Consider the following 26,994-nt stretch of genomic DNA (forward strand, 5'->3'; position numbering starts at 1 on the left):
CGGTTTCATTCAGCGCCTCGGAAAACCAAGGGCGACGCGATCGCGTCCGTCCTGCTTGGCCAGATACAACGCCTGATCCGCCCGGCTGAGCGTCTCTGAAAACGTTTCGCCCAACTGGTGATACGCCATGCCGATACTGACCGTCAGCCGCAGGACGTCGTCCCCGGCCGCCACCGCCAGCCCCCGCACATCACTGACCAGCCGGTCCATCACCGCCTGCGCCGCGTCCGGATGCGTATGGGGCAGCAGGACGAGGAATTCCTCGCCGCCCCAGCGGCCGCACAGGTCGTATTCGCGCAGGCTTTCTACCAGCACGCCGGCCAGTTCGACCAGCGCGCGGTCGCCCGTCTCGTGGCCGAAACGGTCGTTGACGGCCTTGAAGTGATCCACGTCCAGCATCGCGACGACAAAGCTGTCGCCGCTGCGCGCGGCGCGCTGGACTTCCTGTTTGATCATCTCCATCAGCGCGCGACGGTTCAACAGGCCCGTCAGCGGATCGCGGCTGGACGTTTCTTCGAGCGCGCGGTTCAAGTCGCGCATCATGTTCTGGTAGTGATCCGAGATCCGCGCGATGCGGGTCAAGCGGCGCAACTGGCGGTCGAACTGGTCGCACAGGCCCAGTTCGCGTTCGTGCGCCATGCTTTGATAGGCATCCGAAAGCTGCGTGACGCGCTGAATGCGCGCCATCTGTTCCTCGGTGTGCCGCCAGAGCGCTTCCAGCGCGTCACGCAGCGGATGGCCGGCATGGGCCGGATCCGCCAGCAATGCGGCGATGCGCTGATCGAGTTCGGCGGCGCCCGGCTTCATTGGCGGCCGACCACCGAGAAGGGGAACGTGCAGTCTTCCTTGAACTCTTCGGCCAGCTCGCCCACGCGCTCGTTGCGCATGTCGTAGAACCACGTGACGCCGACCTCGCGGCCCTTGCGGTGCGCGGCCTCCAGCACGTCGAAGATGTCCATGACGGACTTGATGCTGCTCGTGTTCAGGTACAGAAGTTCCAGCTCCAGCTTCAGCGGCGTATCGCGATCCTGCAGGTACGACTCGACCCATTCAATGACCGGGCCGAACAGCTCGAAGGAATTCTCGGGATAGGAGTCGCCGCGCATCGCCAGCACGCCGGCGGCAGCGTCGGCGGTGATGGCGGGCGTGGACTGGGTCCCGGGAATGTTCAGGTCTTTCATCAAATACTCCGAAAATAATCCTTTTGAGCGCGCGTCCTCAGACCACCACGCTCAGGCTGAAGAAGGCCTTGCCCGGCTGTGCGGCGGGGGTCAGGCTGGCTTCCAGCGGAGCGCCGGCGCGGCGCGCGATGTCGATCAGGCCCAGGCCCGCGCCAGACGCAACGCCCTGCGTGCGCGGCTTGTGCAGCTGTGCCTTGTATTCGGCTTTCAGGGCCGGCTTGTCCAGCGCGGCCAGTTCCTGGATACGGGCCACCAGACTGTGGCCGTCTTCCGCGCTGACCAGATTGCCCGCCGACACCACATAGCGGCTTTCGTCGCGGCGGCCGATCACGACCGTGGCGGAGGCGTCCGCGTCGCCGTTCTGCGCGGCGTACTGGCGGATGTTCTGGATCATCTCGATGTAGACCGAAAACACGTCCATGGCTTCAGCGGGCCGGACGTGCTCAGCGTTCAGGTAGTTCTTCAGCGCATTGCCGATTTCCTCGATCAGGCTGCGCGAGATCGGACCGTTGAAACACAACAGCGTGCGGTTCTGGTCGAATCGCGCGCCCAACGCGTAAAGATCGGAGGCATTCATGGAGGGTACCGCCTTGATAACGATTATTCGAAACGGAAAGACAGCAAGGTGATGTCGTCGCGCTGGGGCCGGCCACCTTGGTACTCGGCGAGCGCCTGGCTGAATGCGGCCGCCTGCTCTGTTAACGGCCGGCGGGCGTGTGTCTTGAGCATGTCGGCAAAGCGCGTATTGCCAAAGCCGAACCCGTGCTCGCCGCCCGCCTGATCCAGAAAACCGTCGGTGGCCAGGTAATACGTCCAGCCCGGCTCCATCTGTAACGCGTTGTTCTCGTAAACCCCCATACGCTTGTCGCCCAGCGCACGGCGGCCGCCGGGAACCTCATGCAGGCTTTCGCCGTCGCTTGCGTACAGGCTGATCTTCGCACCTGCGTACAGCAGCCTGCCGGCTTGCCGGTCAATATATACCAGCCCCGCATCGGTATTGGTTGCCAGGGCCCGGGGCAATTGCGCGTCGGCCAGCATGGCCCGGATGGCGTTGTCGGTACGCGTCAGAATGCCGGCGGGGTCGCCCGGTCCGACCTCGGTGATCGCCAGGTCAATCGCCGCGCGCGCCAGCATCGTCATCAACGCGCCGGGCACGCCGTGGCCTGCGCAGTCCATGATGCCCAGCAGGCAGTTGGCGCCGTCCGAGCGGAACACGTAGAAATCCCCGCCGACCACATCGCGCGGCTTCCACAGCACGAAATGGTGCGCGCCCAGCGACTGCGTCAGCTGGCGGTCCGGCAGGATCGCGCGCTGGATCAGGCTGGCGTAGTCGATCGAGTCGTCGATCTTCTTGTGCGCGGCGGCCATGGCGCGGTTCGCGTCTTCCAGCGCCGAGGTGCGTTCGCGCACCTTGGTTTCCAGTTCGGCCGTGTGCTTGCGCACCTTGTCGGCCATCACGCCGAACGCGCGGCTCAGGTCGCCGATCTCGTCCTGGCCGCCCGGCGGCAGGCGCACGTCGTAGCTGCCGTCGGCAATGGCCCGGGCCGACTGCTGCAGGCGGCGCAACGGGCGCAGCATCAGGCGCTCGATGGCGTAGCCGAAGCACAGCAGCATCGCGGCAAAGAGCACCACCAGGCCAATCGCGGCCGGCCACAGCCAGCCCGTGTCCAGCACGCGGGCCGCGCCCAAATCGACCACGGTCAGCACGTGCCAATGCAGTTCGGGCATGTACGCGACGGACACCAGCTGGCGCACGCCGTCCATCTTGACCCAGGCCGACTGCACCGACTGCGGATTCGCCTGGGCGGCGTGCATGGCCGAAAGCAGGTCGGCCCGGCCCTCGCCCGCGTCCAGCAGGCTGAAGACCATGCCCTTGCCGCCCGCCCCCGACGCGCCCGAGTTGTAGGCGATCAGCGCGGGGTTCATATGCGCCTGGATCGCGCCTTCCTCGTCCACGATGATGGGCGTGACGCCGGGCTGGCCGCTGTTCACGAATTCCTTCAGGAACCCGCCCACGTCCAGGCCCGCGCCCGTCAGGCCGATGACCTTGTCGCCGTCGCGGATCTGCACGTTGATCCAGACCTTGGTGGTCTTGAGCTTCAGGTCCGGGTTGACGTTGATGTTGTAGCGGGCGGGCGACTTGACCGTGGCGTAGAACCAGCCGTCGTCAGCCGCGCTGGGGCTTAGCGTGTAGCGCGGCGCCTCGGACAGCGGCTTGTCGTCGTTGAAGTAGTAATTGCCGGATGCGGCACTGGCGATGAAATACGCGCCGCCGAGCAGGTCGCGCCGATAGCCGTCGGCCTCGCGGAAGAACAGTTCGCGCGCGGCGGGATCATTTTCATTGCGTAGCCAGCGGCGCGTGACCTCGCTGTCGGCCAGGCGCTGCGACAGCGCCAGTTCGCGCGACACCGGCGCCAGGACGCGCTGGCGGTTCAGTTGCGTGAAGTTGTCGGAAAAGGCGCGGCCGAAGTGCTCGCGGACGCCGTCCAGCACCTGCCAGCCAATCAGCGCGGCCGGCGCCAAGGCGACCAGGCACGCCAACAGCAGCGCCATCAGTGATTTCCTGCGCAATCCCCATTTCGCCATGCAAAGTCTTCCTGACAGCCAGATGCGATGCCATGCGCGTAAAGGGGACGCAGATCGGGCGCGCTGACCGTACGAGGCGCCCTGCCCGTGCCTTGCCCCGCCTTTTGAGCCATGAGCCTGAATGCCGGCGCCCCATGCGGGCAACCGGCGCGGCTAGTGTAGATGCCAGGGGGGTTTATTGATACAGGTGCAAACGTCTGGATGCGTTCGAGACACCTTAAGTTTCACCGCAGCAATATATATCGTGTTTTATTGCGTTTTATATCAACGATTGTTACGTCTGGCGGACCCCAATTGCAGCTTTATTACTACACGTTCGCTAGACGCCGAGGTACCGCTCCCAGAGGCTACGGTCAGCATCCAGGGCCTGGGAATCGCCCGTCCACACCACCTTGCCGCGTTCCAGGATGACGTGGCGGTCGGCCAAGCTAAGTAACCTTTCAACATATTTGTCGATCACCAGGATCGTCTGGCCGGCTTGGCGCAGCTGCGCCAGGCAGTTCCAGATCTCTTCCCGGATCTTCGGCGCCAGTCCTTCGGTAGCCTCGTCCAGAATCAGCAGCCGGGGGTTGGTCACCAGCGCACGGCCGATGGCCAGCATCTGCTGTTCACCGCCCGACAACTGGTTGCCCATGTTGCGGGCGCGCTCGGCCAGCCGGGGAAACAGCGCGAACACGCGATCGGGCGTCCACGGTTCGCCGATATCCGGGTTACGCCCGGCCACAAACGCCGTCAGGTGCTCGCGCACCGTCAGGTTGGGAAAGCACTGGCGGCCTTCCGGGACGATGGCAACGCCGGCCCGCGCGATGCGGTCCGAACTCCATCCGCTGATGTCCTGGCCCGCAAAGTGGATCTTCCCGCCGCGCAGCGGCAACTGGCCGAACAGGGTGCGCAGCAGCGTGGTCTTGCCCATGCCGTTGCGGCCCAGCAAGGTCACGACCTGCCCCGCGCCGATTTCCAGGTCGACGCCAAACAGCACCTGGCTGGCGCCGTAGCCGCTCTTGGCCGATTCGATGGTCAGCATCAGACGGTCTCCTCGTCGCCCAGGTAAGCCTGGCGCACTTCGGGGTTGGCGCGGATCTCGTCCGGCGTGCCCGACGCGATCACCCGGCCATACACCAGCACGGACAGGCGGTCCGCAAGACGGAACACCGCCTGCATGTCGTGTTCAACCAGCAGCATGGCGGCGCGCCCCCGCAAGGATTCAATCAGTTCGGTCAGGCGGACGGTCTCGTCCGGTCCCATGCCCGCCATCGGTTCGTCCAGCAGCAATACCTTGGGCCGGGCGGCAAGCGCCAGCGCGAATTCCACCTTGCGCTGTTCGCCGTGCGGCAGGGTGCCCGCAGCGCGGTCGAGCAGGCTGGCGTCGATGGCGCACTCGCGCGCCAGTTCGCGCGCCTGTTCATATAGCGCCGATTCGGCCGCGCGGGGTTTCCAGAAGCGGAAGCTGCTGCCGGCGTGGGCCTGCACCGCCAGCACCAGGTTATCCAGCACGCTGGACTGCTTGAAGATGTTGGTGATCTGGTACGACCGCGACAGGCCGGCCCCCACGCGCTGGTGCGCGTTCATCGCGGTGACGTCGCGGCCGTCGACTTCCAGCGCGCCGGCGTCGGCGGACAGCGTGCCCGACAGCAGATGGATCAGCGTGGACTTGCCCGCGCCGTTGGGGCCGATCAGGGCATGGATCTCGCCTGGCGCCAGGGACAGCGATACGTTGTCGGTGGCCACCAGCGCGCCAAAGCGGCGGACCAGTCCGCGCGCCTGCAGGGCGTGCGTCCCGCCCGCGGCGGCGCCAGTCGTGGCATTCATCGGATTGCTCATGAGCCCACCTTGCCGGATTGCGGCGCCGTGCGCCCACTGAACAGCGGCCCGAACAGGCCGACCAGGCCGCGCGGCGCGCCAAACACCACGCAGAGCAGCAGCACGCCCAGGGGCAGGTGCCAGTATTCGGTCCACAGGCGCAGCACTTCTTCGAGTGTCAGCATCACGACTGCGCCGGCCACGCCGCCGTAGCGCAGGCCGATGCCGCCCACCAGCACCATGATCAGCAGGTTGGCCGACTGGGTCCAATGCATCAGGCTGGGCGAAATGAAGAGGTTGTGGTTGGCCAGCAACGCGCCGGCCAGCCCCGCCGCCGCGCCGCTCAGCGTGAACGCCATGAGCTTGATGCGGTACACGGGATAGCCCATGGACTCCATGCGCGATTCGTTCTCGCGGATGCCCTGCAGCGCCATGCCGAAGCGCGAGGCGACGATGCGGCCGAAGGCCCACATCAGCAGCGCGAACAGCACCAGCACCAGGTAATAGAAGCTGACGTCATGGGCGAGGTCGATGCCCGGCAGGGTCGAGTAACCCGGCAGGTTCAGGCCGTCTTCGCCGCCGTACTGGCGCAGCGAGATGAAGATGTAGAACAGCATCTGCGCGAACGCGAGCGTGATCATGATGAAGTACACGCCGCGCGTGCGCAGCGAGATCGCGCCCGTGATGCAGGCCAGCACGCCCGCCAGCAGCATCGCCACCGGCCAGGACACCAGCGCGGACGTGACGCCCGACATGGACAGGATGCCCACCGCGTACGCGCCCGCGCCGAAGAACGCCGCGTGACCCAAGGCCACCATGCCGCCATACCCCAGGATGAGGTTCAGGCTGGTTGCCGCCAGCGCGTAGATCAGCACGCGCCGCACGAAGGAAATGTAGAAGTCCAGGCCCAGCATCGGCGCCACCAGCGGGAACACCGCCAGCGCGGCCAAGAGGACCACGGTCCAGATCTTGGTTTTCATGGTCAGCCCCGCGCCGGAAATAGGCCAGAGGGCCGGAACACCAGCACTGCCGCCATCAACACGTAGATGGCGATGGCCGCGAGCGTCGGGCCGACGCTGGAGGCCACGGCCGGAGAGAACACCTGGCGCAGCAGCATCGGCAGGAACGCCCGGCCGGCGGTGTCGACCATGCCGACCAGCAGCGCGCCCACGAAGGCGCCCCGGATCGAGCCGATGCCGCCGATGACGATGCACACCAGCACCAGGATCAGGATTTCTTCGCCCATGCCCACCTGCACCGAGGTGATCGGGCCCAACAGCGCGCCGGCCACCGCGGCCAGCATGGCGCCCAGCACGAATACGCCCAGGAACAGGAGCGGCACGCGCACGCCCATCAGCGTGGCCATCTGGCGGTTCGAGGCCCCGGCGCGCACCAGCACGCCGGCGCGGGTCCGCGTCACGAACCAGTACAGGCCTGCGGCCGCAGCCACGCCAAAGACGATGATCATCAGGCGGTACGCGGGATACATCAGATCGGGCAAGAGGCGCACGGGACCAGACAGCACCGCGGGCATGTTCAGCATGACCGGCGCCGGACCCCAGATCATCTTGACCAGGTCATTGGCGATGAGGATGACGGCGTAGGTGCCCAGCACCTGAGCCAGATGGTCTCGCAGCGCCAGGCGGCGGATGAGCGAGAGTTCCAGCACGATGCCGACGATGCCCGTGGCGACCGCCGCCACTAGGACTGCGGCGGTGAACGAGCCGGTACGTTGCATGGTTTCGGCGGCGACATAGGCGCCAGCCATATAGAGCGAGCCGTGAGCCAGATTCATGATGTCCATGATCCCGAACACCAGGGTCAGCCCGGCCGCAATCAGAAACAACATCAACCCAAACTGCAGACCGTTCAGCAATTGCTCGACGATCAGCGTAAACGTCATGAAAACTTCCCCCTTGCCGCGCGCCGCCGAAGGCAAGCGCCGATCACCAAATCCATCTCAATCTGCATCAGCCGCGCATCACCCCCGCGCACGCCGCCGCCCCCAAGCGGGGTCGCGCGGATCCGGCTTTGCCGGTCCGCTGCGACGCCCCCTGGGGGGAAGCGCGCAGCGCTCCGGGGGGGGGTCACATCTTTTTGCAGTCGCCGACGTAGACGTCCTGGTACTTGTCGAACACCTTGCCCACCAGCTTGTTGGTGATGCGGCCGCTGCCGTCCTTTTCGACGACGCGCAGGTAGTAGGACTGGATCGGGTAATGGTTCTTGCCGTAGGTGAAGCTGCCGCGCACCGAGGGGTAGTCGGCCTTTTCCAGCGCCTTCACGATGGCATCACGGTCAGACGCCTTGCCGCCGGCCTGCTTGACCGCGGCGTCCATGGCCATGATCACGTCGTACGCCTGGGCGGCGTACACCGACGGGTAACGGCCGTTGTATTCCTTGCGGAAGGCGTCGACGAAGGCCTTGTTCTGCGGCACGTCCAGGTCATGCGCCCATTGCGCCGTGTTGTACATGCCCAGCATGGGGTCACCCACGGCCTGAATCACGTCCTCGTCGGCCGAGAAGCCCGGGCCGATCAGCTTGACGTTCTGCGACAGGCCGGCGGACACGAACTGCTTGACGAAGTTGATGCCCATGCCGCCCGGCAGGAAGATGTACACGGCGTCCGGCTTGGCGGCGCGGATCTGCGCGATCTCGGCGGCGTAGTCGATCTGGCCGAGCTTGGTGTAGACCTCGTCGCCCGGGGCGGTCTTGTAGCCGCGCTTGAAACCGGTCAGCGCATCCTTGCCGGCCGGGTAGTCCGGGGCCATGATGAACATCTTCTTGAAGCCGCGGTCAGCCGCGACCTTGCCGGCCGCTTCGTGGAAGGCGTCGTTCTGGTACGACGTGCCGAACCAGTAGTTGTTGCACTGCGCGCCGGCGAACTGGCTGGGGCCGGGGTTGTTGGACAGGTACGGGACCTTGGCGGCGAACAGCGCGGGGCCGACGGCCAGCGCCACGTTCGAGCCGATGGGACCCGTGAAGAAGTCGACTTTTTCGCGCTGGATGTAGCGCGTGACGAGCTGGCGGGCCTGGTCCGGATTGCCGCCCATGTCGGTTTGCAGGAACTCCGCGGGCTGACCGCCCAGCTTGCCGCCCAGTTGCTTGATGGCCAGGTTGAAGCCGTCGCGGGCTTCGGCGCCCAGCGCCGAGAACGGGCCCGAGATGTCGTTGGCGATGCCGACCTTGACGGTGTCGGCCTGCGCCAGGGCGGGTATCAGGGCGGCGGCAGCCAGGAAGGAAGTGATCAAACGCATGGTGGTGTGCTCCGTGCGCGAGCCCGCGCAGAGGGTGTTCTTTTTGAAGGTGCGATGCGAAAGACTTCTATGCCCGGCCCGCTGGCGCGATGGTTGCCGCCGTCAGGCCGGTGCCTGCAGAACGGATTGCTCTGCAACGCCCCAATCCCCTTATGCAGCACAGGGAAAACTGGCGTGGTTCATAGTTTAGGTTTAAAGTAATCGGCAAAACAAGTCTAGGGTTTTTACCACCTGCCGCCATGGTCACCCTCTACCGCAACTACGATCGCGCCGAACTGGACGTCCAGTACAACGCTCGCGCGACAGTACCCGACATCCAACCGATACTCAAGAAATACACCGAGGACAGCGCCACGGCGCGCAGCACGCTGGAATGCGCGCTGGACGTGCCTTTTGGCGATCATCCGGATGAATTGCTGGACATATTTCCAGCCGCGGCCGGCAAGACCGGCGCACCGGTCTTCGTGTTCATCCACGGCGGTTACTGGCGCCTGCTGTCCAAGAACGAATCCAGCAACATGGCGCCCGCGTTCACGCAGGCGGGCGCGGTCGTGGTGGCGGTGAATTATTCGCTGGCCCCGGCCGTCACGCTGGACCGCATCGTGGACCAGAACCGGCGCGCACTGGCCTGGATTTACCACCACATTGCCCAGTACGGCGGCGACCCGGCGCGCATCCACATTTGCGGCAGCTCGGCGGGCGGACACCTGGCCGCCGCCCTGCTCGCGGGCGGCTGGCATGCCAGCTACGACGTGCCGCCCGACGTGGTCAAGGGCGCCGCGCCCCTGTCCGGCCTGTTCGACCTGCACCCCCTGGTGCACACCCACATCAACGAATGGATGCGCATGAGCGAGGCCGACGCCATCCGCAATAGCCCCGCCCTGCACTTGCCCCAGGCGGGCTGCCCGCTGGTGGTCAGCTACGGGGAGTCCGAAACCGACGAATTCAAGCGCCAGAGCGATGATTATCTGGCCGCATGGCACGCGCGCGGTTTTCCCGGTAGGTATGTACCAATGCCGGGAACCAATCATTTTGATATTGTCCTGACGCTCAACGATCCGAACAGCCCGCTGACCCAAGCCATCTTCGAACAGATGGGTCTGGCGCCCTCTTCACCCCCGCATTCCCGGTAATCTTCCGAGCCATGACCGATACTCCCGACCTGGAATCCCGCGCCGCGCCTGACGACCATCACGCGCTGCGCCTGTGGCTGCGCATGCTGACCTGCGCCAACCTCATCGAAGGAGAGATCCGCAGCCGACTGCGCAACGACTTCGACACCACCCTGCCCCGTTTCGACCTGATGGCGCAATTGCAGCGCGCGCCCAAGGGCATGAAGATGGGCGAACTGTCGCGCCACATGATGGTCACCAACGGCAATATCACCGGCATCACCGACCAGCTCGAAAAGGAAGGCCTGGTGGTGCGGACCAAGGTCGAGTCCGACCGCCGCAGCTCGCTCATCAAGCTGACGCCGCAAGGCAAGAAGAGCTTTGCGCGCATGGCCCGCGCCCACGAGAACTGGGTCAAATCCATGTTCGCCGAACTGCCCGAGGCCAGCCGCAACGCCTTGTTCCAGGCGCTGGGCGAACTGAAGCTGCAGGTGGTGGCCACGCGCTCGGCGGCGGCCCGCGACTGAGGCCGGCCCAGGACGTTTTCGCGCCGGTCCGGCCTGCCGGATTGGCGCATAATTGCCGCCATGATTCCGGTTTCCCTTCCTGGCGGTAATTTCTATGTGCTGATGGCGGTCTCGCTGGCCTGCCTCTCCACGCTGCTCACCTGGCTGGCCGTCCTGGCCACCTCGCGCGGCGCGCGCGAGTGGCTGTCCGGCCACCGGCGCGGCGGCACCGTGCTGATGGCGTTGCTCGCCGTCGTCGGCGCCATCTTCCCGTATCAGCAATTCAGCCAGTGGTTCTCGGTCCAGCGCGAAGCGCAGGCCGACGACGCGCGCAAGACGGTGTTGTCGCAACCCACGCAACTGGCCGGCGTCCAGATGCCCACGGGCACCACGCTGCGCCTTGCCACGCCCGGCGAGCTGGCCTCGTTCGACCGGGCCGTCTTTCCCGAATCCCATCCGGCCGAGATCCACGGCGTCGCCGCGACGCGCCTGTTCCGCTATCCGGCCACGCCCAAGCAGCCCGAGACGCTGTCTGCCGAGATCGCGCGCGACCAGGCGCTGGAAGGCTGGCTGTGCGCGCACGGCCATCGCATCGAATTCGTGGTCCAAGGCGGACATCCGCAGTTTTCAAGCTGCCACCTTGCCATCGGCAATACGCTGGCCCAGCAACCGGTGCCCGCGGGCGCCTGGTTGAAGGTCGAACCCGCCGCCCGCGGCACGCCGCTGGACAAGACCGGCACGGCGCCCCGCTGGCTGCTGCGCACCGAAGGCAGCGACGCCTTGACCGTCGCCGGAATTCCCCTGCTGAAGGTCGACCTGCAACTGGACGCGCAGCGCCGGATGCTGGGCTTCGAGGGACTGGCGGCCCGCGACACCGTCCTGGGCGACATGACCTACCCGCCGGGCACGCGCGTCCTGGCCGCCAATCCGCGCCTGCAGGGCGCGCAGCCGGGCGATCTGCTGTTTTCGCCCTCGCGCGGCCGCTCGGCGCGCCGGGCGGGCGGCGAAGACGTCCCGGCCGGCAAGTCGGTGCTGCAGGCGCCCGACGGCACGGTACGCAGCGTGCTGAGCAACCGCGAGGCCGGCGTGCTGGACGTGGCCGCCATGCGCATGGCCCCCTGAGGCCGGCGGGCACCCCTCGGGTTGCCGAGGGGACCGGCCCCCCCCGCCGGATCCGGTGGGATAATACGAACCTTTCCCGCGCGCCGCCTTGCCTGGCGGCGGTTCCGTCCCGCTCACTCCAAGAGACGAAGTCATGGCCGTTAATCTGCAGATCCCCTCCGAGTCCGAAATTTTCCCTGTTGCCGGCGTAGAAATCGGCGTCACCGAGGCCGGCATCCGCAAAGCCAACCGGCGCGACCTGACGGTGTTCCGCCTGGCCGAAGGCACCAGCGTTGCGGGCGTCTTCACGCGTAACCGCTTCTGCGCCGCCCCGGTGCAGGTCTGCCAGGCCCACCTGGCCGCCGGCGGCCCGATCGGCGCGCTGGTCATCAACACGGGCAACGCCAACGCCGGCACCGGCGAGGAAGGCCTGAAGAAAGCCAAGGACACGTGCGATGCACTGGGCAAGCTGCTGGGCGTGCCCGCCGCGCAGATCCTGCCGTTCTCCACCGGCGTCATCCTGGAACCCCTGCCCCTGGACCGCCTGGCCGCCGGCCTGCCCGCCGCCATCGCCGACCTGGCCCCCGACCACTGGTTCAGCGCCGCCCACGGCATCATGACCACGGACACGCTGCCCAAGATTTCGTCCGCCAAGGTGCAGATCGACGGCAAGACCGTCACCTTCACCGGCATCAGCAAGGGCGCCGGCATGATCCGTCCCAACATGGCCACGATGCTCAGCTTCCTGGCCACCGACGCCGGCATCGCCCAGCCGCTCCTGCGCAAGCTGGCCGTGGAAATCGCCGATGCCTCGTTCAACCGCATCACGGTCGACGGCGACACGTCGACCAATGACTCCTTCATCATTGCCGCCACCGGCAAGTCGGGCGTCAACGTCAACAGCGAATCCGACGCCGCCTACGCCGCCGTGCGCGACGCCCTGACCGCCGCCGCGCTGGAACTGGCCACCAAGATCGTGCGCGACGCCGAAGGCGCCACCAAGTTCATGACGATCCGCGTCGAAGAAGCAGGCACCACCGAAGAGGCCCTGAAGGTCGCGTACGCCGTGGCGCACTCGCCGCTGGTCAAGACCGCGTTCTTCGCGTCCGACCCCAACCTGGGCCGCATCCTGGCCGCCGTCGGCTACGCCGGCATCGACGACCTGGACGTGTCCAACATCCGCCTGTGGCTCGACGACGTGCTGGTCGCCAAGAACGGCGGCCGCAATCCCGACTACCAGGAAGCCGACGGCCAGCGCGTGATGAAGCAGGCCGAAATCTCGGTGCGCATCGCGCTGGGCCGCGGCCAGGTCAGCGACACGGTCTACACCTGCGATTTCTCGCACGAGTACGTGTCGATCAACGCCGACTACCGCTCCTGACCCCATGACGGCTACCGAGTTCACCACGCTGATCCAGCGCGCCGAACGCGTGCTGGCGCAGCTGGAGGCCTTCCTGCCTCCCGCCCCGCCCGACATCGACTGGACCGCCCACGCGTTCCGCTGGCGCAAGCGCGGCGCGCGCGGCTGGCTGGATGCCGTGCGCCACGTGGCGCGCATCGACATGCAGGACCTGCAGCACATCGAGCGCCAGAAGGCCACCATCGACCGCAACACGCTGCAGTTCCTGGAAAAGAAGCCCGCCAACAACGTGCTCATGACCGGCGCGCGCGGCACCGGCAAGAGCTCGCTGGTCAAAGCCATGCTGGCCGCCTACGGCGACCGCGGCCTGCGGCTCATCGAAGTCGACAAGTCCGACCTCGGCGACCTGGCCGACATCGTCGAACTGGTGGCGTCGCGGCCCGAGCGCTTCATCGTGTTCTGCGACGACCTATCCTTCGAGGAAGGCGAGGCCGGCTACAAGGCGCTCAAATCGGTGTTGGATGGCTCGGTGTCGGCCTCGGGCGACAACGTGCTGATCTACGCCACGTCCAACCGGCGCCATCTGATGCCGGAATACATGAGCGAAAACCTGCAGGCCAAGCACCAGCCCGACGGCGAAATCCACCCCGGCGAAACCGTCGAGGAAAAGATCTCGCTGTCCGAGCGCTTCGGGCTGTGGCTGTCGTTCTACCCGTTCAAGCAGGACGACTACCTGGACATCGTGTACCACTGGCTGCGCGAGCTGGGCTGCCCCGAACCGCACATTGAACCCTCGCGCACCGAGGCGCTGCAATGGACCATCGAACGCGGCTCGCGTTCGGGCCGCGTGGCGTATCAGTTCGCGCGCGACTGGGCGGCCCGCCATGTCTGAAAAAATCGTCGACGTCGCCGCCGGCTTGATCCTGCGCCCTGACGGCAAGCTGCTGCTGGGCCAGCGGCCCGAAGGCAAGCCGTGGTCCGGCTGGTGGGAGCTTCCCGGCGGCAAGCTCGAACCCGGCGAGACCGTGCTGCAGGCGCTGGCCCGCGAACTCCAGGAAGAGATCGGCATCCGTGTCACGCAGTCGCGCCCGTGGGTCACGTACGTGCATGCCTATCCGCACACCACGGTACGCCTAGCGTTCTGCCATGTCACGGCCTGGGAAGGCGAGCCGCAAAGCCTGGAAAACCAGCGTCTGGAATGGGTGGATCCGGCCAATGCGGCCTCGGTGGGCGACCTGCTGCCCGCCACCCTGCCTCCGTTGCGCTGGCTGCAACTGCCCACCACCTACGGCATCAGCGCCATTGGCTCGCGCGCGGGCATCGCGCCGTTCCTCGGCCGCCTGGAAGCCGCGCTGGCGCGCGGCGTGAAGCTCGTGCAGTTCCGTGAACCGCAATGGCCCGATGGCGTGGGCGCCAGTTCGCTGCACGAGGTGCTGCAACAGGTCATCAAGCGCTGCCGCGCCGCCGGTGCGCGCGTGCTGGTCAACAGCATCCATCCCATTGCCTGGTGGAAGGAAGCCGACGGCGTGCACCTGCGCACGGCAGACGCCCTGCGCCTGACCGCCCGTCCTGAATTGCCGCGCAACGCGCTGGTCGGCGCGTCCGCGCATGACAACGCCCAGGTCGTCCATGCCCGCGAACTGGGCGCGGACTTCGCCGTGCTGGGGCCCGTGCTGGACACGCCCAGCCATCCCGGCGCGCCAACGCTGGGCTGGCAAGGTTTTGTCGAAGGCAATCGCGATGCGGGTATTCCGGTGTTCGCGCTGGGCGGCCAGTCCACCCAGACCGTCTCGCAGGCCTTGCGCCACGGCGCGCACGGCATCGCCGGGATCCGCGGCGTGCTCTGACGCATGGCCGGTCGTCTGGCGACTTTGGTTCGCCACCCGGATCAGAATAAAACGGCCCATGCCTCGCATGGGCCGTTTTGTTTTTGATCCGGCCGGGAAAGCGCGCATAGACCAAACCCGCGCGCCGATGCACCCTACATGCCGTGACCGGCCGCCATCACGCGGACGGGGTTGCATGCGTCTGGCGGACAGACGCATGGCATGGCATCAAGGAAACTCATGTCTGACATCGCATTTGCCACCTTGGCCGATCTGGCAGACGGCCTGGCGCAGGGCCGCTACAGCTCGGTGGAATTGACGCGCCACTTCCTGGACCGCATTGACCGGGCAAATCCCACGCTGGGCGCCTTTGTCAGCGTGGACAACGCGGGCGCGTTGCGGCTGGCCGAATCCGCCGACGCCCGCCGGCGCGCGGGCTACGGGCTGCTCAGCCCGCTGGACGGCGTGCCGGTGGCGGTCAAGGATTTGTGCGACATCCAGGGCCAGATCACCACGGCGGGGTCCGAGGCCTGGCGCGAACGCCGCAGCGGCGTCACCGCCACGGCGGTCACGCGGCTGCTGGACGCGGGCATGGTGATGCTGGGCAAGACCCACATGGTGGAATTCGCCTTCGGCGGCTGGGGCACGAACCCGGTCATGGGCACGCCGCGCAACCCCTGGGATCTGGAGCGCGCGCGGGTGCCCGGCGGCTCATCCAGCGGCTCCGGCGTGGCCGTCGCGGCTGGACTGGCTCCGGCCGCCTTGGGCTCGGACACCGGCGGTTCGATCCGGATTCCGGCGGCGCTGAACGGCATTACGGGCCTGAAAACCACGCGCGGCCTGATCAGCCTGCACGGCGCGGTGGCGCTGTCGACCACGCTGGACACCTTGGGCCCGCTGACGCGCGATGCGCGCGACGCGATGCTGCTGACTGGGCTGATGGCCGGCCACGACATCCAGGACCCATTGACGTTCGGCATCCCGGCCTTCGACTACCGCGAGCCGGCCGGCGGCGCGCAGCCGCTGCGCGGCGTGCGCATCGCGGTGATGCCGATTGCGCAGCATCCCATCGCGGTGGAGGCCGACGCGCTGTCCGCGCTGGACGACGCGCGCCGCGTGCTGGCCGCGCTGGGCGCGGACGTGGCCGAGACGCCGCTGCCCTTCGACTTTCGCGAGATGATGCACCGCAACGGCCAGATCATCGCCGCCGAAGCCTATGCCTTGCACCGAGGCTACATCGAGGACGCCGCCAAGCCCATCGGCCAGTATGTGCGCGCCCGCGTGTTGTCGGGCAAGGGCATCTCGGCCGCCGATTACATCTCGGCGCTGCAGGCCCATGCGCAAGCGCGCCGCGACTGGCTGGACTGGATGCAGGAGTTCGACGCCGTCCTCACGCCCTGCGCCCCGTTCGGCGCGCGTCAGTTGGCCGATGTGGACGAAGCGGCCACCCCGCTTGCGGCGTTTACCCGACCCGGGAACTACATGAACGCAGCCGGGCTGGCGCTGCCCGCGGGCTTTACCAACGACGGCCTGCCGCTAGGCGTGCAGTTGCTGGGCAAACCCAACGCGGAAGGCGCGCTGGGCCGGATCGGCATTGCCTTCCAAGCGGTCACCGAATGGCACCGCCAGCGGCCGGATCTGAACGCGGTGGGGTTGTAGGCGCTGCATTTGCGGACGCTGGGCTTGCAGGCGCGGCGCTGGCCGTCTCGACCGGCAGCCCTTCCCAGCCGCCGCCCAGCGCGACGATCAGATTAACGCTGGCCACCAGCCGGCTACCCATGAGGCTCAAGGCATTGCGCTCGCTGCTGAGCGCGGTGGCGTCGACCACGGCCACGCTCAGGTAGTCGACCAAACCCGCCTGATACTGGTTCTGGATAAGCCGCAGCGATTCGCGCGCCGATTCCAGCGCGCGACGCTGCACGATCTGTTCCTGCTCCATCACGCGAAGCTGGATCAGGTAGTCCTCGACCTCGCGCAGACCGGTCAACGCTGCCTGGCGATAGGCCGCCGCCTGCGAGTCGTACGAAGCGCGCGCCTGCTCGACCTGGGCCTCGCGCGCGCCGCCGTCGAAGATCGTCAGCGCCAGCGCCGGACCCAGCGACCAGAAGCGCGCAGGCGCCGTCAGCAGTTCGGCGAATTCACCATTACGGAAACCGCCGTCGGCCGACAGCGTCAGGCTGGGGAACCACGCAGCCTGGGCCACACCGATCTGCGCATTGGCGGCCGCGGCGCGGCGTTCGGCGGCGGCGACGTCGGGACGGCGCTCGAGCAACTCGGACGGCAGGCCCACCGGAATCTGCGGCAGCCGCAATGTGAACACTGCGGGCGGCAGGCTGAACTGCGAAGGCGCCTGGCCCATCAGCACCGCGATCGCGTGCTCGTATTGGCCTCGCTGCCAATCCAGGTCGATGGACTGCGCGCGCGTGCTTTCAAGCTGCGTGCGCGCGACCGCCACATCGGCCTGGCCCGCGACGCCGACTTCATAGCGGTTCTGCGTAAGCTTCAACGACTTTTCGTACGCGGCCACGGTGGCGTCGAGCAGGCGCTTCTGTTCGTCCAGCACGCGCAGTTGCAGGTAGGTCTGCACCAGCGCAGCCTGCGCGCTCAGGCGGGTTGCGCCCAGGTCGGCCAGACTGGCGGCGGCGCTGGCTTCGGACGATTCGACGCTGCGGCGCACCCTGCCCCAGACGTCCAGCTCCCAGCTCACGCTGCCGGTCAGCGAATACTGATTGGACACGTTGCTGCCCGAACCCGTCGACGAACCGCTTTGCCCGCCGCTACCCGCGCGGCTCATGCCCGCCCCCGCGCCCACCGTCGGATAGAACCCCGAACGCGCGCCGCGCACCAGGCCCAGCGCCTGGCGATAATTCGCCTCGGCCTGCGCGATGGTCTGGTTCGACGTGTTCAGCTGAACCAGCAGGCCGTCCAGCGTGGCGTCGTCGTAGACCTTCCACCACGCGCCCCGGTCGGCGTCGTCACGCGGCTGGGCCGGCTTCCAGCCGGGCACCTCGACCTGGCCTTCCTTGTAGGCCGCGCCAACGTCCAGCGCGGGGCGCTGATAGTCGGGTCCGACCGCGCAGGCGCCCAGCAGCGCACACAGCGCCAGCGAGGCCGCGGCGCGGGGAAGAGAGGCGGAGGAAAACGGCTTGGTACGGATCATGTGTGTTCTATGGAAGCGGAATTCCCGCCCCGCGAGGCGCGCCGGCGCGCGGCCCACAGGCGGAAGCGGTCCAGATAAAGATAGACCACGGGCGTGGTGTACAGCGTAAGGATCTGGCTCAGGACCAGGCCGCCCACGATGGTAATGCCAAGCGGCTGGCGCATCTCGACGCCGGCGCCCGTCGCCAGCACCAGCGGCAGCGCGCCAAAGATGGCCGCCATCGTCGTCATCATGATGGGGCGGAACCGCGTGAGGCATGCCTGAAAGATGGCGTCGCGCGGCGACATGCCATGGTGGCGTTGGGCGTCGAGCGCAAAATCCACCATCATGATCGCGTTCTTCTTGACGATGCCGATCAAGAGAAATACCCCGATCAGCGCGATCAGCGTGAAATCATGGCGCACCAGCAGCAGGGCAAGCAGCGCGCCCAGCCCCGCCGACGGCAGCGTGGACAGAATGGTGAGCGGGTGGATGAAGCTTTCGTACAAAATGCCCAGCACGATGTACATGGTCACCAGCGCGGCCAGGATCAGCCAGGGTTGCTGCGCCAGCGTCTGCTGCAACGCGGCGGCAGTGCCCTGAAAGCCGGCCTGGATCTGATCGGACGGCAGGCCCAGGCGCGCGACGGCATTGTCGATTGCGGTGGTTGCCTGCCCCAACGACACGCCGGGCGCGAGGCTGAACGAGATGGTGTCGGCTACGAAAAGGCCCTGGTGACTCACGCTGAGCGGCGCGTTGGCATTTTCAAGTTTGGTGAACGCCGACAGCGGCACGCGGGCGCCGTCCGCCGTGATGACCTCGACCTGACGCAGCGATTCGATGTCCTGCGCGAACTTCGGGTCCACGCCCAGCACCACGTGATACTGATTGAGCGGCCCGTACATGACCGACACCTGGCGCTGGCTGAACGAGTTGTTCAGCACCGTGGAGATGGTGGCCATGCTGATGCCCAGCCGCGTCGCGGCTTCGCGGTCGATGACCAGGTTGATCTCGCGGCCTCGGTCCTCGACGTCGGCGTCCACGTCGGTGATCTCCGGAATCTTGGCCATCGCCTGCTGCACCTTGGGCATCCAGGTGCGCAGCAATTGCAGGTCGCCGGACATCAGGGTGTAGTCGTACGAACCCTGGCTTTGGCGGCCGCCGATGCGGATGTCCTGCTGCGACACCAGGAACAATCGCGCGCCGGGCATGTTCTGCAGCTTGGCGCGCAGGCGGTTGATGACCACGTCGGCGGAAACCTTGCGCTCGCCCAGCGGCTTGAGCTGGATCTGCATGAAGCTGCTGTTGCTGCCGCCGCGCCCGCCCGCATAACCGGTCATGCTTTGCACGGCCGGATCGTCCAGCACGACCTTGCGCAGCGCTTCGAGCTTGGGCAACGTGGCCTGGAACGACGTGCCCTGGTCGACGCGGAAAAATCCCAGCAACTGGCCCGTGTCCTGCTGCGGGAAAAAGCCCTTGGGCACCACGGTGTACAGATAGACGTTCAGGCCCACGGCGATCGCCAGCGTCAGCATCATCAGGCGCCCGTGCGCCAGCGCCCAGCTCAGCGAACGGCGGTAGCCGTCTTGCATGGACTGGAAGCCTCGTTCGGTCCAACGTGCCAGCCGGCCGGGCGGCTTGGGGTCCTTGGGTTCGGGCCGCAGCAGGCGTGCGCACATCATGGGCGTGAGCGTCAGCGACACCACCAGCGACACCAGGATGGACGCAGACAGGGTGACGGCGAACTCGCGGAACAGGCGTCCGACCACCCCGCCCATCAGCAGGATGGGAATGAACACGGCCACCAGCGACAGGCTCATCGACAGCACCGTGAAGCCGACCTCTCGCGAGCCGCGCAGCGCGGCGCGCATCGGCGACATGCCGTTTTCGACGTGGCGCATGATGTTTTCCAGCACCACGATCGCGTCGTCCACCACGAAACCCGTGGCAACGATCAGCGCCATCAGCGAGATGGTGTTCAGCGTGTAGCCGCACATATACATGATGCAGAACGTGCCGATCAGCGACACCGGCACCGCGACGCTGGGAATGATGGCCGCGCGCCAGCGCCGCAGGAACAGCAGCACCACCAGCACCACCAGCCCGACGGCGATGATGAGCGTCAGCTCGGCTTCGTGCAGCGACGCGCGGATGCTGGGCGTGCGGTCCTGCGCGACCGTCATGGTGACGTCGGCGGGCATCAGCGCCTGCAGCACCGGAAGCTGCGCACGCACGGCGTCCACGGCTTCGATGATGTTGGCGTCCGCCTGCCGCCGCACGACCATCAGGATGGCGTTGCGGTCGTTGAAGAAGCCGGTCTGGTACAGGTCTTCGACCGAGTCCTCCACCTTGGCCACGTCGGACACGCGCACCGGCCGGCCGTCGCGCCAGGCGACGATCAGCGGCCGGTACTCCTCGGCCCGGCTGAGCTGGTCGCTGACCATGATCTGCCAATGGTAGCGGTCGTTTTCCAGTACGCCCTTGGGCCGGTTGGCATTGGCGTTGGCCAGCGTGGCGCGCAGTTCGTCCAGCGACACGCCCTGGTTGGCCAGCGCGCCGGGCAGCACGGTGACGCGCACCGCGGGCAGCGAGCTGCCGCCCACCGTGACCTCGCCCACGCCGTCCACCTGCGACAGCTTCTGCGCCACGATGGTGGAGGCCAGGTCGTACAACTGGCCCTGGCTGAGCGTGTCGGACGTCAGCGCCAGCGTCATGATCGGCGCGTCCGACGGATTGGACTTGTTATAGGTGGGATTGCTGCGCAGGCCAGTCGGCAAGAGCGAACGCGCCGCGTTGATCGCGGCCTGCACGTCGCGCGCCGCGCCGTTGATGTCGCGCGACAGGTCGAACTGCAGCGTGATGCGGGTGGAGCCCTGCGAGCTGCGCGAGGTCATTTCGGTGACGCCCGCGATGCTGCCCAGCGACCGCTCCAGCGGCGTGGCGACGCTGGAGGCCATGGTCTCGGGACTGGCGCCCGGCAGGCTGGCCGACACGGAGATGGTGGGGATGTCTACCTGCGGCAGCGGCGCCACGGGCAACAGAAAGAACGCAAGCATGCCGGCCATCACGACCGCCAGGCTCAGCAGCGTGGTCGCCACCGGCCGGACGATGAAGGGGGCCGACAGGATCATCGCGCGTCTCCGGCGGACGGCGCACCCGCGCCGCGCCAACGGCGGGACATGCGATCGAACATCAGGTAGATGACCGGCGTGGTGAACAGCGTCAGCACCTGCGACAGCAGCAGGCCGCCCACCATCACCAGGCCCAGCGGCTGGCGCAGTTCAGCGCCCGTGCCGGTGGACAGCATCAGCGGCAGGGCGCCGAACAGTGCAGCCAGCGTGGTCATCAGGATGGGCCGGAACCGCAGCAGCGCGGCCTCGTGGATGGCCTCGCGCGGCGCCAGGCCCCGCTTGCGTTCGGCATCCAGCGCGAAGTCGATCATCATGATCGCGTTCTTCTTGACGATGCCGATCAGCAAGATGATCCCGATGATGCCGATCATGTCCAGTTCGGTGCCGCTGATCAGCAGCGCCAGCAACGCGCCCACCCCCGCGGACGGCAACGTGGACAGGATGGTGATCGGGTGGATATAGCTTTCATAGAGCACGCCCAGCACGATGTACATCGTGACCACGGCCGCCAGAATCAGCCACAGCGTGCTGGACAGCGAATTCTGGAACGCCAGCGCCGCGCCCTGGAAGCGTGTTTCGACCCCGGACGGCATGCCGATCTCGGCCTCGGCCGCCTTGATGTTCTCGACAGCGTCGGACAGCGAGGCGCCGGGCGCCAGATTGAACGACACCGTCACCATGGGGAACTGGTCGAGCCGGTTCACGGCCAGCACCGTCCGGCCTTCGCTGATGTGCGCAACGGAAGACAGCGGCACCTGAGCGCCCGTGGATGTGGGCACGTGGAGCTGTCCCAGCGCGGCGGGCGACATCTGGAACTGCGGCAGGACTTCGAGCACCACGCGGTACTGGTTGGACTGCGTGAAGATCGTGGAGATCAGCCGCTGGCCGAAGGCGTTGTACAGCGTCTCGTCAATGACGGCGGCGGTGATGCCCAGGCGCGAGGCCGCATCGCGGTCGATTTCCACCCACGTCTGCAGGCCATCGTCCTGCAGGTCGTCGGCCACGTCCATCAGGCCCGGCACGGCGCGCAGGCGGTCGACCAGCTTGGGCGTCCATTCGCTCAGCACCTTCAGGTCGGGGTTGGACAGCGTCATCTGGTACTGCGTGCGGCTGACGCGGTCTTCGATGGTCAGGTCCTGCACCGGCTGCATGTAGACAATCAGGCCGTCCTGCTTGTTCAGGTTCTCTTGCAGGCGCGCCATCACCGTGCGCAGGTCGCCATTTCGTTCGGCCTGCGGCTTGAGCGAAATCTGCATGCGGCCGGCGCTGAGCGTGGCGTTGCTGCCGTCCACGCCGATGAAGGACGACACGGCCTGCACGTCGGGATCTTCCAGCACCAGCCGGGCCGCCGCCTGCTGGCGCTCGGACATGGCGGTAAACGAGATGGACTGCGGCGCCTGCGTGATGGCCTGGATGAGGCCGGTATCCTGCTGCGGAAAGAAGCCCTTGGGCACCACCAGGTACAGCAGCACGGTCAGCGCAAAGGTGGCTACCGCCACGATCAGCGTCAGCGTCTGATGGCGCAGCACAACCTGCAGCATGCGGTCGTAGCCGGCGATGATGCGGTCGATGAAGGCGCCCGTGGCCTGATGAAAGCGTCCGTGCTTGGTCTCGAATTCGGCGCGCAGCAGGCGCGCGCACATCATCGGGGTCAGCGTCAGTGACACCACCAGCGAGATCAGAATGGCCACCGCCAGCGTGATCGCGAACTCGCGGAACAGCCGGCCCACGACTTCCGTCATGAACAGCAGCGGGATCAGCACGGCAATCAGCGACAAGGTCAGCGAGATCAGCGTGAAGCCGATCTGCGACGCGCCTTTCAGCGCGGCCTGCATCGGCTTCTCGCCTTCTTCGATGTGACGGGCGATGTTTTCGATCATGACGATGGCGTCGTCCACGACGAAGCCCGTGGCGATGGTCAGCGCCATCAGCGTCAGGTTGTTGATCGAGAACCCGGACAGATACATGATCCCGAACGTGCCCACCAGCGACAGCGGCACGACGACGCTGGGAATCAGCGTGGCCGTCATGCTGCGCAGGAAGATGAACGTGACCATGACCACCAGCCCGACGGCCAGCAGCATTTCAAACTGCACGTCGGCGACGGAATCGCGGATGGTCTGGGTGCGATCCGACACCACCGCCACGTCCAGTGTGGCGGGCAGCGCCGCGCGCAATTGCGGCATCAGCGCCTGGATGCGGTCGACCACGTCGATCACGTTGGCGCCGGGCTGGCGCTGAATGTTCAGCAGGATGGCGGGCTTGTCGCCGGCCCACGCGGCCTGGCGGGTGTCTTCGGCGCCTTCGACCGCGCGAGCGACGTCGGCCAGCCGCAGCGGCGCGCCGTTCTTGTACGCGATGATCAGGCTGTTGTAGTCGGTGGGCGACTTGAGCTGGTCGTTGGCGTTGATGGTGGTGGAACGCTGCGGGCCGTCGAGGTTGCCCTTGGGCTGGTTGACGTTGGCGCCGACAATGGCGGTGCGCAGGTCCGACAGCGACAGGCCGTTGGCCGCGAGCGCCTGCGGATTCACCTGGACCCGCACCGCTGGCCGCTGCCCGCCCGCCACGCTGACCAGGCCCACGCCCGGAATCTGCGACAGCCGCTGCGCCACGCGCGTATCGACCAGGTCGCGCACCTGCGGCAGCGGCATGGTGGGCGACGTGATCGCCAGCGTCAGCACCGCCGCGTCGGCCGGGTTGACCTTGTTATACGTGGGCGGCACCGGCAGGTCGGACGGCAGCAGGTTCGAGGCGGCGTTGATGGCCGCCTGCACTTGCTGCTCGGCCACGTCCAGCGGCAACGTCAGGTTGAATTGCAGGGTGATGACCGAGGCGCCGCCCGAACTGGTGGACGACATCTGGTTCAGGCCGGGCATCTGGCCGAACTGCCGCTCCAAGGGCGATGTGACCAGCGACGTCATGACGTCGGGGCTGGCCCCGGGGTACAGCGTCACGACCTGGATGGTCGGGTAGTCGACCTCGGGCAGCGCGGAAACCGGCAGGAAACGGTAGGCGATGAGGCCCGCGATCAGGATGGCCACCATCGACAGGGTGGTGGCCACGGGGCGCAGAATGAAGAGGCGCGACGGGCTCACGGCGTTCTCGGCTTACTTGGACGCGGGCGTGGTGCCGGCCGGCGCCCCCGCGCCGAGCGTCTTGTCGCGGGTGGCGGGAATGACTTCGGCGCCGCCCAGGATTTCGACCTTGGCGCCGGCGCGCAGGCGGTCGGTGCCTTCGGTGACGACGCGGTCGCCCGGCTTCAAGCCCTCGTTGACGGCGACCATGCCGCTGTTGATGGCGCCCAGCTTCACCTGGCGCACCGCGATCGTGTTGTCGTCCTGCACCAGGAAGACGAACGCGCCGGCCGAGCCCTGCTGGACCGCAGCCGTCGGAATGGCGGTCACGTCCTTGCGGGTCAGCACGTGCAGACGCACGTTGACGAACTGGTTGGGGAAAAGGGCATCGTCGGCGTTGTCGAACCGGGCCTTGAGCTTGAGCGTGCCGGTGGCGACGTCGATCTGGTTGTCCAGCGTCTCGAGCTTGCCGGTTGCAATGCGGCGGGTATCGGCGCGGTCATAGGCGTCGACCGTCAGCGTCTTGCCAGCGGCAAGTTCGGCGCGCACTTCGGGCAGTTGCGTTTCGGGCAGGGTGAAGACGACGGAAATCGGCTGGGTCTGGGTGATGACGACAAGACCGTTGGTGTCCGAGCTGGACACCAGATTGCCGCGGTCGACCTGGCGCAGACCCAGGCGGCCGCTGATCGGCGCGGTGATGCGCGCGTAGTCGAGCTGCAGCTTGGCATTGTCGACATTGGCCTGGTCGCTCTTGACCGTGCCTTCGTACTGGCGCACCAGCGCGGCCTGCGTGTCGACCTGCTGACGGGCAATGGAATCCTGCTTGAAGAGGGCCTGGTAGCGTTGCAGGTCGCGGCGGGCGTTTTCAAGCTGGGCAAGGTTCTGCATCTGCGTGCCGCGCGCCTGGTCCAGGGCCACCTGGAATGCGCGCGGATCCACCTGCGCGAGCAGGTCGCCGGCCTTGACCTGCTGGCCTTCCTGGAAGGCGACGTCGACCAGTTCGCCGCTGACGCGGCTTCGGACGGTGACGGTGTTGTAGGCGGTGACGGTGCCGAGCGAGCGCAGGAAGATGTCGATGTCCTGCTGGGCGGCGGTGGCAATCCGCACCGGCACGGGCAGGTTGGCCATGGCTGCCATGGGAGGCCGGCCGCCGGCCCGTCCCCCCGGACCGCCCTGTTTGGCCGAGGGCCGGAGCACCAACCACGCGATCGCCGCCACGACGAGGAGCAGCAGACCCAAGCCGACCACACGGCGACGGCTCCAGCGGGAGGTTGGGGATACAGGACGGCTATCGGACATGGAGACGGTTCCGGCACACTCGGAAGGAAAGCCGTATTGTCTACTAGACCGTCCCGGTTTCGGCCCTGATGACCGTCATGCTGAAACGACCCGCAACAGGAATCCGGGCAGCGAAACCCTGCGTAACTTCAGCCTAAGCGCTGCACAGGGTCATCTGGAATGACACGTCGCGGGCCACCTGCTGGGGCTTGAATTCCCCGTCCTGGGTGGAAAAACGTATCCAGATCATGTACTTATTGGCGCTGATCTCGGGAAAGACACCATGAGTGGGGTCCACCCAGACGCGCAAAAGCTGGAACTGCTTGCCGCCCAGCATCTGCTGATAGGCGCCCTGCTCGGCCACGATGTCGGTTTTGCGCCCGGACTCGCGCAACAGGCGCAGCGCCAGGGTCAGGCCGTCGTAGAGGGGAATGAAAGGCGTAACCCAGGCCTGCAGGTCCGCGCAGCGCGCGGCTTCGGGCTTGTTCTGCCAGGCATAGTACGAAGGCATGTCGACCTGCGTGGCGCTGCCGGGCACCGACAGGCGGCCGCGCAGGCTGGTCAGCCATTCGTTTTCGCGCAGCGACTGGCCGGTCTTGCCCAGGGGGGCCAGCGCGCTGGCCACCTTTTCCATTTCGCGCAGCATGCCTTCCAGCGCATCCTGCGCAACGCCCGGATGATCGCGCAGCCCCACCAGCGCAAGGCGCTGGCGTTCGAGGTCTTGCAGGACCGCGCCTTTCACGTCGGTGCGTTCGCACGCGTCGAGCAGATCGAATAGGGAGGTAACGGCAACCTGATGCTGGCGTGAGTCCCCTTCGCGAACAAAGAAGAAGAGCCTGTCGAACAGGTATTCCAGCCGCAGATAAGCACGGATGCGCTCGTTGAAGGGATATTCGTACACAATCACGCTTTTTTACAGGCCCTATCAAGTGGTTGGCCGGCGGGCCAAGAATTTTCAGGGGTGCCGGCCGCCGCTGGCTTACCGGCCCGTGGTGGTCGCCAGCGCCAGCCAGCGGTCATGCAAGGTCAACGCCCGCGCGCGCAACTGTTCCGGCGTTGTCGTTGCGTCGTTGAGTATGACGTCGTCCGCGACCTCCAACCGGCGTGCCCGCGCAGCCTGTGCCGCCATGATACGCCTGATGTCCTGCTCCGTCAGCCCGCTGCGCTGCTGCACGCGAGCCACCTGCGTTTCGGGATCGCAATCGACCACGCAGATACGATCCACGCGGTCTCGCCAACGGTCCAGGGACTCAACCAATAGCGGCACCACAAAGACCAGATACGATCCGCGCGCGGCCGCGGCCTGGCGTTCCGTTTCGCGGCCGATGGCTGGATGCAGCACCGCTTCCAGCCGCCGCCGCACCTGCGGATCGGCGAATGCCTGCGTGCGCATCCACGCGCGGTCCAGGGCGCCGTCGGGCGTCAAGGCCTGCGGTCCGAATTCGCGTTCGATCGCGGGCATCGCGGCGCCGCCGGCGGCGGTGAGAGAGCGCGCGATCTCGTCGGTGTCGACCAACGCCGCGCCCCACTCCGCCAGCATGTCCGCCACGCGGGACTTGCCCGAGCCGATGCCGCCCGTCAGACCAATGTTGAACATGCTGCCTTTCCTTTGTGTCTTGCTTGATAGGCGTTGCGGGGTGCGGCGC

At 66.9% G+C, this 26,994-nt stretch carries 21 protein-coding genes and 1 pseudogene; 7 read left to right on the forward strand and 15 right to left on the reverse strand.

All coding sequences use genetic code 11. The annotated features are described in order from the left end of the window. Positions 1-9: 9 nt before the first annotated feature. From siaD to ASD71_RS13690, 9 genes are all read right to left on the reverse strand, one after another. Positions 10-807 carry a biofilm regulation diguanylate cyclase SiaD gene (siaD, locus tag ASD71_RS13650; RefSeq protein WP_056564579.1) on the reverse strand — a complete coding sequence of 266 codons (798 nt, stop codon included), beginning with the start codon at positions 805-807 and terminating at the stop codon, positions 10-12. Further along, positions 804-1,181, reverse strand: coding sequence for a biofilm regulation phosphoprotein SiaC (siaC, locus tag ASD71_RS13655; protein ID WP_056564583.1), 378 nt, complete (start codon positions 1,179-1,181; stop codon positions 804-806). Before siaC ends, siaD begins: the two co-directional genes overlap by 4 nt. A 37-nt stretch (positions 1,182-1,218) precedes the next feature. Further along, positions 1,219-1,758 (reverse strand): biofilm regulation protein kinase SiaB, encoded by a 540-nt coding sequence (gene siaB, locus ASD71_RS13660; protein ID WP_056564586.1) that lies wholly within the window; start codon positions 1,756-1,758, stop codon positions 1,219-1,221. A 23-nt stretch (positions 1,759-1,781) separates the two neighbouring features. Beyond that, entirely contained in the window at positions 1,782-3,767 is a 1,986-nt protein-coding gene (gene siaA / locus ASD71_RS13665) for a biofilm regulation protein phosphatase SiaA (RefSeq protein WP_200949395.1), read from the reverse strand. Positions 3,768-4,086: 319 nt separating this feature from the next. Beyond that, the gene (locus ASD71_RS13670) at positions 4,087-4,791 is read right to left on the reverse strand and encodes an ABC transporter ATP-binding protein (RefSeq protein ID WP_056564592.1); all 705 of its coding nucleotides are present in this window, start codon (positions 4,789-4,791) and stop codon (positions 4,087-4,089) included. Next, complete coding sequence (locus tag ASD71_RS13675; protein WP_056566886.1) at positions 4,791-5,576, reverse strand: ABC transporter ATP-binding protein; 786 nt, start codon at positions 5,574-5,576, stop codon at positions 4,791-4,793. Before ASD71_RS13675 ends, ASD71_RS13670 begins: the two co-directional genes overlap by 1 nt. 8 nt (positions 5,577-5,584) lie before the next feature. After that, positions 5,585-6,547 carry a branched-chain amino acid ABC transporter permease gene (locus ASD71_RS13680; protein WP_056564595.1) on the reverse strand — a complete coding sequence of 321 codons (963 nt, stop codon included), beginning with the start codon at positions 6,545-6,547 and terminating at the stop codon, positions 5,585-5,587. A gap of 2 nt (positions 6,548-6,549) precedes the next feature. After that, complete coding sequence (locus ASD71_RS13685; protein ID WP_056566889.1) at positions 6,550-7,470, reverse strand: branched-chain amino acid ABC transporter permease; 921 nt, start codon at positions 7,468-7,470, stop codon at positions 6,550-6,552. Between the two features lie 184 nt (positions 7,471-7,654). Continuing rightward, a complete protein-coding gene (locus ASD71_RS13690) occupies positions 7,655-8,821 on the reverse strand; it encodes an ABC transporter substrate-binding protein (RefSeq protein ID WP_056564598.1) in 1,167 nt (388 codons plus the stop codon). A 239-nt stretch (positions 8,822-9,060) separates the two neighbouring features. Between ASD71_RS13690 and ASD71_RS13695 the strand changes: the two genes are divergently transcribed. The 7 genes from ASD71_RS13695 (at position 9,061) to ASD71_RS13725 (ending at position 16,385) form a co-directional block, all read left to right on the forward strand. Then, complete coding sequence (locus ASD71_RS13695; protein ID WP_056564600.1) at positions 9,061-9,954, forward strand: alpha/beta hydrolase; 894 nt, start codon at positions 9,061-9,063, stop codon at positions 9,952-9,954. Between the two features lie 11 nt (positions 9,955-9,965). Continuing rightward, on the forward strand, positions 9,966-10,460 hold the full coding sequence (locus ASD71_RS13700; protein WP_056564603.1) for a MarR family winged helix-turn-helix transcriptional regulator: 495 nt from the start codon (positions 9,966-9,968) through the stop codon (positions 10,458-10,460). Between the two features lie 60 nt (positions 10,461-10,520). Then, a complete protein-coding gene (locus ASD71_RS13705; protein ID WP_056564605.1) occupies positions 10,521-11,561 on the forward strand; it encodes a hypothetical protein in 1,041 nt (346 codons plus the stop codon). Between the two features lie 133 nt (positions 11,562-11,694). Then, positions 11,695-12,921, forward strand: a complete 1,227-nt coding sequence (gene argJ / locus ASD71_RS13710; RefSeq protein WP_056564609.1) for a bifunctional glutamate N-acetyltransferase/amino-acid acetyltransferase ArgJ — start codon at positions 11,695-11,697, stop codon at positions 12,919-12,921. A gap of 4 nt (positions 12,922-12,925) precedes the next feature. Beyond that, positions 12,926-13,792, forward strand: a complete 867-nt coding sequence (locus ASD71_RS13715; protein ID WP_056564611.1) for an ATP-binding protein — start codon at positions 12,926-12,928, stop codon at positions 13,790-13,792. Then, the gene (locus ASD71_RS13720) at positions 13,785-14,747 is read left to right on the forward strand and encodes a Nudix family hydrolase (protein WP_056564613.1); all 963 of its coding nucleotides are present in this window, start codon (positions 13,785-13,787) and stop codon (positions 14,745-14,747) included. The genes ASD71_RS13715 and ASD71_RS13720 overlap by 8 nt, the downstream gene beginning before the upstream one ends. Before the next feature lie 219 nt (positions 14,748-14,966). Continuing rightward, the gene (locus tag ASD71_RS13725; RefSeq protein WP_056564616.1) at positions 14,967-16,385 is read left to right on the forward strand and encodes an amidase; all 1,419 of its coding nucleotides are present in this window, start codon (positions 14,967-14,969) and stop codon (positions 16,383-16,385) included. On the opposite strand, the gene ASD71_RS13730 is transcribed toward ASD71_RS13725, so the two are convergent. From ASD71_RS13730 to coaE, 6 genes and pseudogenes are all read right to left on the reverse strand, one after another. Further along, positions 16,336-17,886, reverse strand: coding sequence for an efflux transporter outer membrane subunit (locus ASD71_RS13730; RefSeq protein WP_056564618.1), 1,551 nt, complete (start codon positions 17,884-17,886; stop codon positions 16,336-16,338). The two genes, ASD71_RS13725 and ASD71_RS13730, sit on opposite strands and share 50 nt — an antisense overlap. Further along, on the reverse strand, positions 17,883-20,996 hold the full coding sequence (locus ASD71_RS13735) for a multidrug efflux RND transporter permease subunit (protein WP_056564621.1): 3,114 nt from the start codon (positions 20,994-20,996) through the stop codon (positions 17,883-17,885). Before ASD71_RS13735 ends, ASD71_RS13730 begins: the two co-directional genes overlap by 4 nt. Further along, on the reverse strand, positions 20,993-24,091 hold the full coding sequence (locus ASD71_RS13740; protein ID WP_056564624.1) for an MdtB/MuxB family multidrug efflux RND transporter permease subunit: 3,099 nt from the start codon (positions 24,089-24,091) through the stop codon (positions 20,993-20,995). The genes ASD71_RS13735 and ASD71_RS13740 overlap by 4 nt, the downstream gene beginning before the upstream one ends. A gap of 12 nt (positions 24,092-24,103) precedes the next feature. Beyond that, complete coding sequence (locus ASD71_RS13745) at positions 24,104-25,369, reverse strand: MdtA/MuxA family multidrug efflux RND transporter periplasmic adaptor subunit (protein ID WP_056564632.1); 1,266 nt, start codon at positions 25,367-25,369, stop codon at positions 24,104-24,106. A gap of 133 nt (positions 25,370-25,502) precedes the next feature. Then, on the reverse strand, positions 25,503-26,255 hold the full coding sequence (gene zapD, locus ASD71_RS13750) for a cell division protein ZapD (RefSeq protein WP_056564637.1): 753 nt from the start codon (positions 26,253-26,255) through the stop codon (positions 25,503-25,505). Further along, positions 26,252-26,945, reverse strand: a pseudogene (gene coaE / locus ASD71_RS13755) (dephospho-CoA kinase). Before coaE ends, zapD begins: the two are co-directional and overlap by 4 nt. Positions 26,946-26,994: the final 49 nt, after the last annotated feature.

Source organism: Achromobacter sp. Root565 (assembly GCF_001427425.1).
Lineage (GTDB): Bacteria > Pseudomonadota > Gammaproteobacteria > Burkholderiales > Burkholderiaceae_B > Achromobacter > Achromobacter spanius_D.

Excerpts from the sequence above, each read along its gene's own strand:
- siaD (WP_056564579.1), bottom strand. The coding sequence starts at position 807 with ATGAAGCCGGGCGCCGCCGAACTCGATCAGCGCATCGCCGCATTGCTG.
- siaC (WP_056564583.1), bottom strand. The coding sequence starts at position 1,181 with ATGAAAGACCTGAACATTCCCGGGACCCAGTCCACGCCCGCCATCACC.
- siaB (WP_056564586.1), bottom strand. The coding sequence starts at position 1,758 with ATGAATGCCTCCGATCTTTACGCGTTGGGCGCGCGATTCGACCAGAAC.
- siaA (WP_200949395.1), bottom strand. The coding sequence starts at position 3,767 with ATGGCGAAATGGGGATTGCGCAGGAAATCACTGATGGCGCTGCTGTTG.
- ASD71_RS13670 (WP_056564592.1), bottom strand. The coding sequence starts at position 4,791 with ATGCTGACCATCGAATCGGCCAAGAGCGGCTACGGCGCCAGCCAGGTG.
- ASD71_RS13675 (WP_056566886.1), bottom strand. The coding sequence starts at position 5,576 with ATGAATGCCACGACTGGCGCCGCCGCGGGCGGGACGCACGCCCTGCAG.
- ASD71_RS13680 (WP_056564595.1), bottom strand. The coding sequence starts at position 6,547 with ATGAAAACCAAGATCTGGACCGTGGTCCTCTTGGCCGCGCTGGCGGTG.
- ASD71_RS13685 (WP_056566889.1), bottom strand. The coding sequence starts at position 7,470 with ATGACGTTTACGCTGATCGTCGAGCAATTGCTGAACGGTCTGCAGTTT.
- ASD71_RS13690 (WP_056564598.1), bottom strand. The coding sequence starts at position 8,821 with ATGCGTTTGATCACTTCCTTCCTGGCTGCCGCCGCCCTGATACCCGCC.
- ASD71_RS13695 (WP_056564600.1), top strand. The coding sequence starts at position 9,061 with ATGGTCACCCTCTACCGCAACTACGATCGCGCCGAACTGGACGTCCAG.
- ASD71_RS13700 (WP_056564603.1), top strand. The coding sequence starts at position 9,966 with ATGACCGATACTCCCGACCTGGAATCCCGCGCCGCGCCTGACGACCAT.
- ASD71_RS13705 (WP_056564605.1), top strand. The coding sequence starts at position 10,521 with ATGATTCCGGTTTCCCTTCCTGGCGGTAATTTCTATGTGCTGATGGCG.
- argJ (WP_056564609.1), top strand. The coding sequence starts at position 11,695 with ATGGCCGTTAATCTGCAGATCCCCTCCGAGTCCGAAATTTTCCCTGTT.
- ASD71_RS13715 (WP_056564611.1), top strand. The coding sequence starts at position 12,926 with ATGACGGCTACCGAGTTCACCACGCTGATCCAGCGCGCCGAACGCGTG.
- ASD71_RS13720 (WP_056564613.1), top strand. The coding sequence starts at position 13,785 with ATGTCTGAAAAAATCGTCGACGTCGCCGCCGGCTTGATCCTGCGCCCT.
- ASD71_RS13725 (WP_056564616.1), top strand. The coding sequence starts at position 14,967 with ATGTCTGACATCGCATTTGCCACCTTGGCCGATCTGGCAGACGGCCTG.
- ASD71_RS13730 (WP_056564618.1), bottom strand. The coding sequence starts at position 17,886 with ATGATCCGTACCAAGCCGTTTTCCTCCGCCTCTCTTCCCCGCGCCGCG.
- ASD71_RS13735 (WP_056564621.1), bottom strand. The coding sequence starts at position 20,996 with ATGATCCTGTCGGCCCCCTTCATCGTCCGGCCGGTGGCGACCACGCTG.
- ASD71_RS13745 (WP_056564632.1), bottom strand. The coding sequence starts at position 25,369 with ATGTCCGATAGCCGTCCTGTATCCCCAACCTCCCGCTGGAGCCGTCGC.